The sequence below is a fragment of the Solirubrobacter pauli genome (genome assembly GCF_003633755.1).
In the GTDB taxonomy this organism is placed as follows: Bacteria; Actinomycetota; Thermoleophilia; order Solirubrobacterales; family Solirubrobacteraceae; genus Solirubrobacter; species Solirubrobacter pauli.
On the sequence record NZ_RBIL01000001.1, the window covers coordinates 1,095,193 to 1,107,306 of the forward strand.

The following is a 12,114-nucleotide window of genomic DNA, read 5'->3' on the forward strand; positions in this document are numbered from 1 at the left end:
CACAACCCCTCCCACCCCCTCCTCCCCACGTTGATGCCTCTTTCTCCCACGTATGGTCCCGTCGGCCGGCTCGGCCGCTGGACCGCCACACACTTCAAGTTCGTCGTCCTCACCTGGGCGATCATCACCGTCGGCCTCGGCGTCTTCGCACCGAAGGTCGAGCACGCCCTGTCCGGCGCCGGCTGGGAAGCCACCGGCTCCGAGTCGGTGCAGGTACGCCAGACCGTCGACCGCGAGTTCGCCGGCCTGTCGTCCTCCGCGCTGATGGTCGTCGTGCACTCGACCGACAAGACGGCGACCGACCCGGCGTTCAAGTCGGTCGTCGCCGGTGCGCAACGCGTCCTGAGCGGCGACGCGCGGGTGACGGAGGTCGTCGCCCCGCAGGCCGGTCAGTCGATCTCGCGCGACGGGCACACGGCGATCATCCGGGCCGGCGCCGCCGCTGACGCGAACGAGATGGTCCGCGCCGCCGACGACCTCAAGACCGAGCTCGCCAAGCTGCCCGCGAACGGCGTGCAGGTGTCGCTGACCGGCGCGTCCGGCATGTGGTCGGATTTCAACGAGGCCAACAAGACGGCGATGATGAAGTCCGAGCTGATCTCCTGGCCGGTGACCCTCGGGATCCTGCTGCTCGCGTTCGGCTCGCTTGTCGCCGCCGGGCTGCCGCTGATGCTGACCATCCTCGGCCTCGCCGCCTCGGCCGGCTCGCTGTACCTCGGCACGCAGGTGCTCGACATCTCGATTTGGGCGATGAACTTCGCGCTGATGTTCGCGCTCGCGCTCGGCATCGACTACGCCCTGTTCGTCGTCATGCGGTTCCGCGGCGCGTTCTTCGGCTCCAAGCGCTCGGCCGCGGACGCCGTCGCCGAGACGATGGACACGGCCGGCAAGGCCGTGCTGTTCTCGGGCCTGACGGTCCTGATCTCGCTCAGCGCGGTGCTGCTCGTCCCGTCGCCGGCGTTCCGCTCGATGGCGCTCGGGATCATGCTCTCGGTCCTCTTCATCCTCGCCGCCACGCTCACGCTCCTGCCCGCCGTCCTCGCCAAGCTCGGCCCGCGCGTCGACAAGCTCGCGCTGCCCTGGGCGCACTCCGGCGAGCACCGCTCGCGGCGCTTCGCCGCCTGGGCCGAGCGACTGTGGCGCCGCCCGCTCGCGTACGGCGCGGTCGCCGTCACTGCCCTGGTCCCGCTGGCCATCCCGGTGTTCGGCCTGCAGACCGGCATGCCCTCGATCAAGGTCGTCCCCGAGCAGGACGGCTCACGCGTCGCCTACGACCAGGTCCAGGACGCGTTCGGCCCGGGCGCGCCCGGCGCATTGCAGATCGTCGCGCCTTCGCAGGACGCCTCGCGCGTGACCGCGATCGCCAAGGCCGACCCGGGCATCGCCCAGGTCATGCCCGCCATGCCGGGTCGTGCTCAGAACGTGATGGTGCAGGTCGTGCCCGCGCAGGACCCGTCGGACAAGGCGGTCGGCGCCACGATCGACCGCCTGCGCGGAGACCTTCCCGCCGGCGCGCTGGTCGGCGGCTCGGTCGCCGAGAACCACGACCTCGAGCAGGCGCTGTCGGCCAAGACCCCGCTGGTGATCGGGGTGGTCCTGACGCTCGGCTTCCTGCTGCTGCTGGTCGCGCTGCAGGCCCCGATCCTCGCCGCCGTGGGTGTGCTCACCAACCTGCTCGCCGTCGGCGCGGCGTTCGGCGTGGCCCGCCTGATCTTCCAGGAAGGCCACCTCGCCGGCCTGCTCGCCCTCGAGCCCCAGGGCTTCCTCAACGCCTGGGCGCCCGTGTTCTTCTTCGCGATGGTCTTCGCCATCTCGATGGACTACACGGTCTTCCTGCTCTCCTCCGCCAAGGAGCACTGGGACCGCAGTCACAACCCGCGCGAAGCGATGGTCGGCGGAGTCGCGCACTCCGGACGAGTCGTCTTCGCCGCCGCGGCCGTGATGGTCGCCGTGTTCTTCACCTTCGCCCTCTCCGGCCCGCTCCCGCCCAAGGAGATGGGCGTGATCCTCGGCATCGCCGTCCTGCTCGACGCCGCCCTCGTGCGCCTGCTGCTGGTCCCGGTCGCCCTGAGGCTGCTCGGCAAGTGGGCCTGGTGGTTGCCCAAGCCCCTGGACCGCATCCTCCCCGACGTCCGTTTCGGACACGCCTGATCCAATGAGCCGCGGCGTCAATCGGCGCCGACGAAGATCGTCGCCCAGTCCCGCTGCATGCTGACCACGGTCCATCCCAGGCGATCGGCGACGTCGGTGATGACCTCGGCGTCCGTGAAGGTCGCGGCCTCGCTCGTGTAGGCGAACTCACGGTCCGCGTCGTCGTGCACGATCAGGACGGCGAGGCCGCCGTGGGGGCTCGTCTGCGCCCACTCGAGCAGCTCGCGGTCGCCGCCGGAGTTGCCGATCGCGAGGACCGGCGCGCGGCCGACCTGAGCCTGGATGTGCTCGAGCTTCGCCCCGCCCTCGTTGGCCGTTCCGCTCTGCGCGATCGTCCGCCGCACGAGCGGCCGGCCGCGGTCGTCGCGGTCGAACCGGTAGCCGATCAGGGTCCCGACGACCATGCCGGGCTCGACGCCGTAGAAGCGCTTGCTGACCCGGCGCACGAACTCGGTCCCGCCACCCGTCACGATGCCCACGCTGAACTCGAGCGCGCGGAGCTCGGCGAGCAGCTCGAGCATCGGCCGGTAGATCACGCGGTCGACCGGGACCTCGAGCGTCCGGTGGCGGTGGCGGCCGAGGAAGTCGTCCACCGCGCCGGCGTACTGCTCCGGGGTCTGCCCGTCGAAGAGCGCGGCGAGGGCGCCGGCGACCTCCGCGAGGCCGATCGCCCCGATCGCCGCCATGTCGCCGCTCAGGACCGCGGCGAACGCGGGATGCTCGGCGAGCGACGGATCGTCGGCCACGCGCCGTTGGAGCGCGTCGACGAAGAAGTCCTGCTGGACGTAGGTCGGCTTCTCGCACCACAACGTGCCGTCGTTGTCGACGTAGGCCACGCGCTCGTCGACGGGGATGTCCTGGCTGCGATCCAGGAAGGCGAGGACCGCGTCGCGGGTGGGACCAGGACGCCACGCCGGCAGTCGTTCGCTCATGTCCGCTCCGGTGCCGGGACGGGCCACACGCAGCGGAAGCCGACGTGGCTCATCCCGGTGTCGATCATCTGCGCCCGGCGGGCGGCGGGCCGGTAGCGCAGGCAATAGGTGTCCGCGCACAGGTGCGAGCCGCCCTTGATCACCTTGCGCGGGATCCGGAACTGCGGTTGCGCGGGGTCCAGGCTGGCCTCGCGCGGGTCGATCGGCACGCAGCAGCCGTCCGTCGCGTGCCGGGACGTCCACCAGTCGCCAGTCCACTCCCAGACGTTGCCCGCCATGTCGTGCAGGCCGAAGCCGTTCGCCGGGAACGACCCGACGGGCGCGGTCCGCTCGAACCCCGACTCGCCGGTGGACCGCCAGGGGAAGTCGGGCCCGTCCCACGTGTTGGCCATCAGGCGGCCCTCGGGCCGCGGCTGGTCTCCCCAGGTGAACGCCGCGCCTTCAAGCCCGCCGCGGGCCGCGAACTCCCACTCCGCCTCGGTGGGCAGCCGCGCTCCCGCCCACGTGGCGTAGGCGGCGGCGTCGTCGTACGCGACGTGCACGACCGGGTGCTCCCAGCGGTCCTCGACCGACGAGCCGGGTCCCTCGGGCGCTCGCCAGGAGGCGCCCCGCATCCAGGTCCACCACTGGCTCAGGTGGCGCAGGTCGACCGGGCCGGGCGGAGGCGTGAACACCATCGAGCCGGGCACCAGGTTCTCGGCCGGCGCGCCGGGGAAGTCGGCCGGGTCGAGTGGACGCTCGGCGACGGTCACGTGCCCGGTCGCGGCGACGAACTCGGCGAAGCGGGCGTTCGTCACCTCATAGGCGTCGATGGCGAACGCGTTCACCTGGACGCGGTGGACCGGCGCTTCCTCGGAGTAGTGCGCCTCGGACCCCATCGCGAACGTGCCGCCCGGCAGCTCGACCCGGCGGCGGCTCGCCGGGTGATGCATCGGAGCTCTCAACTGCTTCCCGCCGCGCCGGTCTTGAGCTTCTCCAGCACCTGGTCGACGCTGAACGACGCCGGCTCCTGCCGCGGCGGGAACTCGGCGAGCGTCTGCAGCATCTGCGCCACGTACTGCTGAGCCGGGATCAGCAGCCACGCGTGGTTGATCATCCAGTCGTAGTACGTGTTCGACGTGATGTTCGCGCGCTCGTACGGATCGGTGCGCAGGTTGAAGACCAGTGGCACGCGCAGCTCCACGTACGGCTCCGACCAGACGCGCAGCGTCCCGACCGCCCGTTGCTCGAGAAACACGAACTTCCAGTTGTCGAACCGCAGCGCCGTCAGGTCGCCGTCGTCGGACACGTAGAAGAAGTGCGTGCGCGGACTTTCTCCGCTCGCACCGGTGAAGTACTCGAGCTGGTTGAACCCGTCAAGGTGCACCTTGTACGTCGTGCCGGCCAGCTCCGCACCGGACCGGAGCTGCTCGGCGATGTCGGGGTTCCCGGCCGCGGCCAGCAGCGTCACGAACCAGTCGTTGTGGCTGACGATCCCGTTGAGCACCCGGCCCGCCGGGACCCGAGCCGGCCAGCGGAGCAGCGCGGGCACCCGGTACGCGCCCTCCCAGTTGGAGTTCTTCTCGTTGCGGAACGGCGTCATCCCGGCGTCCGGCCACGAGTTCATGTGCGGGCCGTTGTCGGTCGAGTACATGACGATCGTGTTGTCCGCGATGCCGAGCGACTCGAGCTCGTCGAGCACCTGACCGACGATCTCGTCGTGGTAGAGCATCGTGTCGTGGTAGGGCGACTGCCACCGCCCGGCCCGGCCCAGATCCTCGTCGCGGGTGTGGGTCCGGAAGTGCATGTGGGTGGTGTTGAACCAGACGAAGAACGGCGTGCCGGCGTCGTGCTGGCGGCGCATGAAGTCGACCGCGGCGTCCCGGAACTCCTCGTCGCAGGTCTTCATCCGCTCCCTGGTCAGCGCCCCGGTGTCCTCGATGCGCTGGGTCCCGTCACCGTTGGCCCACGTGTGCAGCACGCCCCGCGGTCCGAACCGCCGGCGGAAGTCGGGGAACTCGTCGTCGGTCGGGTAGTCAGGGTGCTCGGGCTCCTCCTCCGCGTTGAGGTGGTAGAGGTTGCCGAAGAACTCGTCGAAGCCGTGCATCGTCGGCAGGAACTCGTCGCGGTCGCCGAAGTGGTTCTTGCCGAACTGCCCGGTCGCGTAGCCCTCGTGCCTGAGCGCCGTCGCGATCGTCGGATCCTCCGCCCGCAGGCCGATGTCGGCCCCGGGGAAGCCGACCTTGGTCAACCCGGAGCGCAACGGGTTCTGACCGGTGATGAACGCGGCACGCCCGGCTGTGCAGCTCTGCTCACCGTATGCGTCGGTGAACCGGACCCCCTCCTCGGCGAGCCGATCGATGTTCGGGGTCCGGTAGCCCATCAGCCCGTGCGTGTAACAGCTCAGGTTGGAGATCCCGATGTCGTCGCCCCAGATGATCAGGATGTTCGGCTTGTCCGCCACGTCGCCCCCTCTCGGCTCAGGAGCAGGGACCGTCCCAAGACGGCGGGTGACGTCACCTCGTCCGACGTGGGTGAGCCGGGTCCCGCCGGGCCAACAAAAAAGCCGCCGCACAGGTGTCCTGTGCGGCGGCTGAAGTGGAGACGGCGGGAATTGAACCCGCGTCCGCAGTCGCGTCAAGCCGACGTCTACGAGCGTATCCGGTGATCTAGATCTCGCCCATCCCTAACTACACCGGCAAGGTTGGTCAGGGCCAGCCTGATCAAAAGTCCCCTTCATCGGCTCAGGCAAGCGTCTGAAGGGCAAGCCTACTTATTACTCGGCGTGATCCCGTCGTAGGCCTCGGGCGCCAAGGCTCAATCTAGTTTCAGCTAGACGAGAGCGTACTCGTGGGCCTCATCGGCCACGAGAGCGGGATTAGAGTCCGCATTTGTGTTTGTGCTGGTTTTTAACGGGGCCTCCAGCACCCCGGCTCGCAACCGACCCCACGAACCGACCACGTCGAAGCCTGTCGTCCCCTGGATGTCGCACAGCCCATTCTAGACGCTCGGCGCGGGCCAGTCGAGTCCACGGAGGAGCTCGACGGCGGCGCCCAGGTGCGCGTGGGGCGGGACCTCCGGCTGGAGCAGCACCAGACGGCGCGCGGCCTGCATCGTCCCCATGAAGGTGCCCGCCAGCAGCTCGGCGCGTTGCGGGTCCGCACCGCGGCCGATCAGGAAGTCGACGACCGCCGCGTGGTGGTCGGCGACCAGCGCGGCGTCGCGACGCTGCAGCTCGGGCTCGCGGTCGAGCACGCGCAGCATCGTCCCGTCCGATGCGGGGTCGTCCAGGCGCAGCATCGCCAGCAACGCGCCGACGAGCGCGTCGAGCGCGCCCTGGTCCGCGGGCTGCGCGTCCAGCAGCTGCGCGAACCGACCGACCTGCTCGGCGTGACGGTGGAAGACGATGTCCTCCTTGCGCGGGAAGTGCCGGAAGACGGTCCGCGGCGCGACGCCGGCCGCCTCGGCGATCTGCTCGACCGAGGTGGCGGCGAACCCCTGGGCGAGGAAGAGCCGCTGCGCCGCCGCGACGATCTCCGCTCGCGCACGGGCGCGGTTGCGTTCACGGAGCGACGGATGCGGGTCTGGCACAGCGAAAATCCTAACCGCCTAAGCTGACAGTCACTGCCACTTAGACAGTTGGAGTCAGTTCTCACGATGCAACGCCTTCTTCTCCTGCCCACGGGCCGCCGATCGCGGTACGTGGTCGCCGTGCTCGCCGTGCTGATCGCGGGCGGGTTGTCCTCGCAGGCGGGCAAGCTCGAGTCGGTCCAGAAGCGCGACCTGGCGGCGTTCCTGCCCGGTGACGCCGAGTCCGTCGCGGCGCTGAAGGCGACGCGCGGGTTCCCGTCCGGCGACGTGAGCCCCGCCGTGGTCGTCGTCGCGCGCGAGGCCGGGCTGACCGAGCAGGACCGACAGGCGCTGAACGCGCTGCGCGAGCTCGACCTGCCGCTCGCGTCTCCCCGCGCACCGGAGCCGACGTTCACCGAGGACGGGCAGGCCGGCCTGCTGGCGCTGCCGCTGAAGGGCGAGAACTCCGACACCGTGTCCGAGGCGGTCGAGCGGCTGCGCGACCAGTCGTTCCCCGACGGGCTCCAGCACGCCGTCACGGGGCCCGCGGGCTTCTCCACCGACCTCAAGAACGTCTTCGCCGGCGCGGACACGCGGCTGCTCGCGGTCACCGGCGGCCTCGTCCTGCTCCTGCTGATCCTGATCTACCGCTCGCCGATCTTCTGGCTGATCCCGTTCTTCACGGTGATCCTCACCGAGGGCGCGACCCGTGGCCTCGCGGCGCTGCTGGGCGAGGCCGGCCTGGTCATCAACGGCCAGAACGCCGGCATCCTCTCCGTGCTCGTCTTCGGCGCCGCGACGGACTACGCGCTGCTGCTGGTCGCGCGCTACCGGGAGGAGCTCACGCGTCACGAGACCTCCGGCGCCGCGATGGCGCAGGCGCTCAAGGGCGCCGCCCCCGCGATCCTCGCGTCGGGCGCGACCGTCATCGCCGGCCTGCTGACGCTCGTGTTCGCCGCGGTCGACTCGTCCGCGTCGATCGGCCCGCTCGGCGCCGCGGGCGTCGCCGTCGCGCTCGCCTTGAGCGTCACCCTCCTCCCCGCCACGCTCGTGATCGCCGGACGGCGGGCGTTCTGGCCGCGGATCCCGCACCATGGCGACGACGTGAGCGACGACCACCGCGTCTGGCACCGCCTCGGCGGCGCGATCGCCAAGCGCCCACGCCCGTTGTGGGTCGGCTCGACCGTCGTGCTGGTGATCCTCGCGCTCGGCCTGACCGGCCTGGACACGTCGCTCACGCAGGAGCAGCAGCTGCGCGGGAACCCGGAGGCGGTCGCCGGCCAGGAGCTGCTGGGCGAGCACTTCCCGGCCGGGCTGTCGGCGCCGGCGAGCGTGATCGTCCCGCGCGGCGGTGACGTGCAGGCCGTCAAGAACGCGATCGACAACGACATCCAGCGCGAGGAGGAGGGCGAGCCGGGCACGCAGCTCAGCGTCGTCCTCGCCGACGACCCGTTTAGCGAGGACGCCGTGCAGGCGATCCCGCGGCTGCGCGCCGCGGTCCACGCGGCCGAGCCGAAGGCGCTCGTCGGCGGCCAGACCGCGCAGTCCTACGACCTGCGTGACGCGGCCGAGCGCGACAACCTCGTGATCCCGCCGCTGACGCTCGGCGTCGTCCTGCTCGTGCTGATCCTGCTGCTGCGCGCCCTGGTCGCGCCGCTGCTCCTGCTGGTCGCGACCGCGCTGTCGGCCGCCGCCGCGCTCGGTGCCGGCGTCGTGATCTTCGACGTCATCCTCGACCTGCCCGCGGTCGACCCCGCGCTGCCGCTGCTGGCGTTCGTGTTCCTCGTCGCCCTCGGGATCGACTACACGATCTTCCTGATGGCCCGCGCGCGCGAGGAGACCGAGCAGGTCGGCACCCGCCGGGGCGTGCTGGCCGCGCTGGCGGTCACCGGCGGGGTGATCACGTCGGCGGGCATCGTGCTCGCGGGGACGTTCTCCGCGCTCGCCGTGCTCCCGCTGGTCGTGCTGACGCAGCTGGGCACGGTGGTCGCGTTCGGCGTCCTGCTGGACACGCTGCTCGTGCGCAGCGTGCTCGTCCCGGCGCTCGTGCATGACGTCGGCGCCAAGGTCTGGCTGCCGTCGAGGCTCGCCCGCCGCGACGAGTAGGGTCAAGCGCCATGCGGACCTTCGATGTGGTGGTGATCGGGGCAGGACCGGCCGGCGAGGTGGCCGCGGGGCGCCTCGCGGAGCACGGCCTCGACGTGGCGATCGTCGAGGATCGGCTCGTCGGCGGCGAGTGCTCGTTCTGGGCGTGCATGCCGTCGAAGGCGCTGCTGCGCCCGTACGAGGCGCTGGCCGAGGCCAAGCGGATCCCCGGCGCGGCCGAGGCGGTGACCGGGGCGCTCGACGTGGCGGCGGTGCTCGCCCGCCGCGACGAGATCATCCACGACCTCGACGACAGCGCGCAGCTGCCGTGGCTGGAGGACCGCAAGGTCACGCTGATCCGCGGTCACGGCCGGCTGAGCGGCGAGCGGCGCGTCCGGGTCGGTGACGAGGAAGTCGAGGCGCGCAAGGCCGTCTTCCTCGCCCCCGGCTCGTTGCCGCTGATGCCGCCGATCGAGGGCCTGGACGCGATCGACGACGCGTGGACGAACCGCGACGCGACGACCACCAAGGAGATCCCCGAGAGCATGGTCGTGATGGGCGGCGGCGTCGTCGGCGTCGAGATGTCCCAGGCGTTCCAGACGCTCGGCTGCCAGGTCACGCTGATCGAGGGCGCGCGCCGGCTGCTTCCCAACGAGGAGGAGTTCGCCTGCATCCAGCTCACGGAGGCGCTCGAGGCGCTCGGCGTGAACATCCGCACGGGGCGCAAGGCGACCAAGGTCGAGCAGGAAGCCGACGGCATGGTCACCGTGCACATGGACGACGGCACCACGGCCACCGGCGAGAAGCTGCTGGTCGCGCTCGGGCGTGATCCGTCGACGAAGGACCTCGGGCTCGAGGTCGTCGGGCTCGAGCCGGGCAAGACGATCGACGTCGACGAGCAGCACCGCGTGCCCGGCCACGACTGGCTGTACGCGCTCGGCGACGTCAACGGCATCGCGCTGTTCACGCACATGGGCAAGTACCAGGCCCGACTGGCCGCCGACCACGTGCTCGGCCAGGACCACTCGCTCACGCACGGCGCGAACGGGAAGCTGTCCCCCCGCGTGGTCTTCACCGAGCCGCAGGTCGCGGCGGTCGGGCACACGTCGGAGACCGCGACGGAGGCCGGCATCGACTTCGAGGTCGTCGAGACGTCGACGTCGGGCAACGCGGGCGGGTCGTTCTACGGCCGCAACGCCGAGGGCACGACGCGCTGGCTCGTCGACAAGCAGCGCGGCGTGGTGATCGGCTGCACGATCACGGGCGCCGAAGTCGCCGACTTCCTGCACGCGGCGACGATCGCGATCGTCGGCGAGGTGCCGGTGGCGCGGCTCGCGCACGCGGTGCCGTCCTTCCCCACCCGCAGCGAGATCTGGCTGAAGCTGGCGGGTTAAAGCAAAGGGACGCGGAGGGAGCCGGTCGAGGTCCCTCCGCAGAACGCAGCGCAAGCGCCGGCATTCACGTCGGGCGGCGGGCCTTTCGCCTCATGGCCTCGCTCTTTCCGTCTCAACCTCCGCGTCTGGGTGAACCCTATTTCGGGCTGAGCGCGCGGCGCAAGGGTCGCTTGTGCGGTTTATCACGCAATCTGCGTAATTTCGAAGCTCGTCGAACTTCTGGTACGATCGCCATCGAACTATCAGAAGGAAGGTCAGCTCATGCCTCAGACCGCCACTCCCACTCCTGTCGCCACCACGACCGCCAAGCCGCCGTTCCGGCGGCTGGTGGTGTTCACCGGCAAGCCCTGACGGGCATCTCCACCCTGTGACCTCCGGAGCCTTCGTCCGCCAGAAGAGCCAGTTCCGCGATCGCCCCGAGGGCGGTCCGGACCGTCATCACCTGTACGTCGCCCTGGCCTGCCCGTGGTCCCAGCGGGCGGCGATCGTCCGGGCGGTCACAGGGTTGGAGATCGGCATCTCGTACGCCCATCCGTACCGCGACGAGCGCGGGTGGGCCTTCACCGGTGACCGGTTCACCGACGACGTCAACGGCTTCGCGTTCCTCCAGCAGGCCTATGACAGCAGCGACCCGAGCTTCGAAGGCCGCGTCTCCGTCCCCGTGCTGTGGGACAAGGAGGCCGGCCGGATCGTCAACAACGAGTCGGCCGACATCGTCGTGATCTTCGACGAGTGGACCGGCGGCACGCTCTACCCGGCCGACAAGCGGGCGGAGATCGACGAGGTCGGGGCCTGGATCTACGAGGCGTTCCAGAACGGCGTCTACCGCGCCGGGTTCAGCCGCTCACAGCGCGCGTACGACGAGGCGTTCGCCGGCGTCTTCAGCGCGCTGGACCGGATGGAGGCCCTGCTCGCCGACCGCCGGTACCTGACCGGCGACGCGATCACGCTCGCCGACTGGCGCCTGCTGCCGACGCTCCTGCGGTTCGACGCCGTCTACCACACGCACTTCCGCTGCAACGGCAGGCGGCTGATCGAGTACCCGAACCTGCTCCGCTACACCCGCGACCTCTACGCCCAGCCGGGCGTCGCCGACACGTTCGCGCTCGACGAGGTCAAGGAGCACTACTACACGACGCACGACGAGCTGAACCCGAAGCGGATCATCCCCGCCGGGCCGCTCGACCTCGGGTTCACCTAGCGGCGGAAGCTCCGCTCGATCTCGCGCTTCATCTCGCGCTCCTTGATCGAGTGGCGCTTGTCCTTGGCGTCCTTGCCGCGCCCGAGCGCGATCTCGACCTTGGCGTGGCGGCCCTTGAAGTAGAGCCGCGTCGGGACGAGCGTCAGGCCCTTCTCCTTGGTCTTGCCGATCAGCTTCTCGATCTCACGCCGGTGCATGAGCAGCTTGCGCGGCCGCTCGGGCTCGTGGTTCTCGCGCGTGGCCTGCGGATACGGCGCGATGTGGACGTTGTGCAGCCACACCTCGCCGTTGTAGACGGTCGCGTACCCGTCCTTGATGACCGCCTTCTTGTCGCGCAGGGACTTGACCTCGGTGCCGGTGAGCACCATGCCGCACTCCCACTTGTCCAGCAGGTTGTACTTGTACGACGCCTGGCGGTTGTTGGCGATGTCGGCCACACCCCCATTTTGACAGGAGCTACCGCACGTTCAGGACCGTGCGCATCCCCAGCCGTTTGTGGCCCTCGATCGAGCAGTAGAGCTCCCACTTGCCCTTCGTCAGCTTGCCCCGCCACTCGGCGACGGCGCCGGGCAGCGTCTCCGGCACGGAGGCGATCCGCGCGCGGACCTTGCCGAGCGGGCGCAGCTTGAGGTCGTGCGGGTCCTCTCCGCGGATCGCGAGCTGGACGATCGCCGGCCCCGGCCTGACCGTCGTGCGCGAGAGCGTGAAGCGGAACTCGGTCGCCTCGACGAGCACGCGCGACGGCGCCGCGGCCTGCGCGGGGGCAACGAGCGCGAGGAACAGACTCGAACCCACGATCCAG

At 70.5% G+C, this 12,114-nt stretch carries 10 protein-coding genes and 1 other RNA gene; 4 read left to right on the forward strand and 7 right to left on the reverse strand.

The window, feature by feature from the left end:
* Nucleotides 1-33: 33 nt before the first annotated feature.
* Complete coding sequence (locus tag C8N24_RS05095) at nucleotides 34-2,151, forward strand: MMPL family transporter (protein WP_121248632.1); 2,118 nt, start codon at nucleotides 34-36, stop codon at nucleotides 2,149-2,151.
* A gap of 17 nt (nucleotides 2,152-2,168) precedes the next feature.
* On the opposite strand, the gene C8N24_RS05100 is transcribed toward C8N24_RS05095, so the two are convergent.
* The 5 genes from C8N24_RS05100 to C8N24_RS05120 all read right to left on the reverse strand — a co-directional run bounded on the left by C8N24_RS05100 (nucleotide 2,169) and on the right by C8N24_RS05120 (nucleotide 6,653).
* Nucleotides 2,169-3,083: a haloacid dehalogenase-like hydrolase gene (locus C8N24_RS05100; protein ID WP_121252945.1), complete on the reverse strand. Its 915-nt coding sequence runs from the start codon at nucleotides 3,081-3,083 to the stop codon at nucleotides 2,169-2,171.
* A complete protein-coding gene (locus C8N24_RS05105; RefSeq protein ID WP_121248634.1) occupies nucleotides 3,080-4,015 on the reverse strand; it encodes a formylglycine-generating enzyme family protein in 936 nt (311 codons plus the stop codon). The genes C8N24_RS05100 and C8N24_RS05105 overlap by 4 nt, the downstream gene beginning before the upstream one ends.
* An 8-nt stretch (nucleotides 4,016-4,023) precedes the next feature.
* A complete protein-coding gene (locus tag C8N24_RS05110; RefSeq protein ID WP_121248636.1) occupies nucleotides 4,024-5,526 on the reverse strand; it encodes an arylsulfatase in 1,503 nt (500 codons plus the stop codon).
* 132 nt (nucleotides 5,527-5,658) lie between these two features.
* Nucleotides 5,659-6,042: a transfer-messenger RNA gene (ssrA, locus tag C8N24_RS05115) on the reverse strand.
* A gap of 20 nt (nucleotides 6,043-6,062) precedes the next feature.
* Nucleotides 6,063-6,653, reverse strand: a complete 591-nt coding sequence (locus C8N24_RS05120; RefSeq protein WP_170178854.1) for a TetR/AcrR family transcriptional regulator — start codon at nucleotides 6,651-6,653, stop codon at nucleotides 6,063-6,065.
* Between the two features lie 66 nt (nucleotides 6,654-6,719).
* Between C8N24_RS05120 and C8N24_RS05125 the strand changes: the two genes are divergently transcribed.
* The 3 genes from C8N24_RS05125 (at nucleotide 6,720) to C8N24_RS05135 (ending at nucleotide 11,312) form a co-directional block, all read left to right on the forward strand.
* On the forward strand, nucleotides 6,720-8,738 hold the full coding sequence (locus C8N24_RS05125) for an MMPL family transporter (protein WP_121248640.1): 2,019 nt from the start codon (nucleotides 6,720-6,722) through the stop codon (nucleotides 8,736-8,738).
* 11 nt (nucleotides 8,739-8,749) lie between these two features.
* Nucleotides 8,750-10,111, forward strand: a complete 1,362-nt coding sequence (locus tag C8N24_RS35315; protein ID WP_121248642.1) for a dihydrolipoyl dehydrogenase family protein — start codon at nucleotides 8,750-8,752, stop codon at nucleotides 10,109-10,111.
* Between the two features lie 367 nt (nucleotides 10,112-10,478).
* Nucleotides 10,479-11,312: a glutathione S-transferase family protein gene (locus C8N24_RS05135; RefSeq protein ID WP_121248644.1), complete on the forward strand. Its 834-nt coding sequence runs from the start codon at nucleotides 10,479-10,481 to the stop codon at nucleotides 11,310-11,312.
* Here the strand turns inward: C8N24_RS05135 and smpB are convergent.
* On the reverse strand, nucleotides 11,309-11,749 hold the full coding sequence (gene smpB, locus C8N24_RS05140) for an SsrA-binding protein SmpB (protein WP_121248646.1): 441 nt from the start codon (nucleotides 11,747-11,749) through the stop codon (nucleotides 11,309-11,311). The two genes, C8N24_RS05135 and smpB, sit on opposite strands and share 4 nt — an antisense overlap.
* Nucleotides 11,750-11,768: 19 nt before the next feature.
* The gene (locus C8N24_RS05145; RefSeq protein WP_121248648.1) at nucleotides 11,769-12,107 is read right to left on the reverse strand and encodes a hypothetical protein; all 339 of its coding nucleotides are present in this window, start codon (nucleotides 12,105-12,107) and stop codon (nucleotides 11,769-11,771) included.
* Between the last annotated feature and the right edge of the window lie 7 nt (nucleotides 12,108-12,114).

Coding starts and splice junctions, on each gene's coding strand:
- C8N24_RS05095 (WP_121248632.1), top strand. CDS start 34: ATGCCTCTTTCTCCCACGTATGGTCCCGTCGGCCGGCTCGGCCGCTGG.
- C8N24_RS05100 (WP_121252945.1), bottom strand. CDS start 3,083: ATGAGCGAACGACTGCCGGCGTGGCGTCCTGGTCCCACCCGCGACGCG.
- C8N24_RS05105 (WP_121248634.1), bottom strand. CDS start 4,015: ATGCATCACCCGGCGAGCCGCCGCCGGGTCGAGCTGCCGGGCGGCACG.
- C8N24_RS05125 (WP_121248640.1), top strand. CDS start 6,720: ATGCAACGCCTTCTTCTCCTGCCCACGGGCCGCCGATCGCGGTACGTG.
- C8N24_RS35315 (WP_121248642.1), top strand. CDS start 8,750: ATGCGGACCTTCGATGTGGTGGTGATCGGGGCAGGACCGGCCGGCGAG.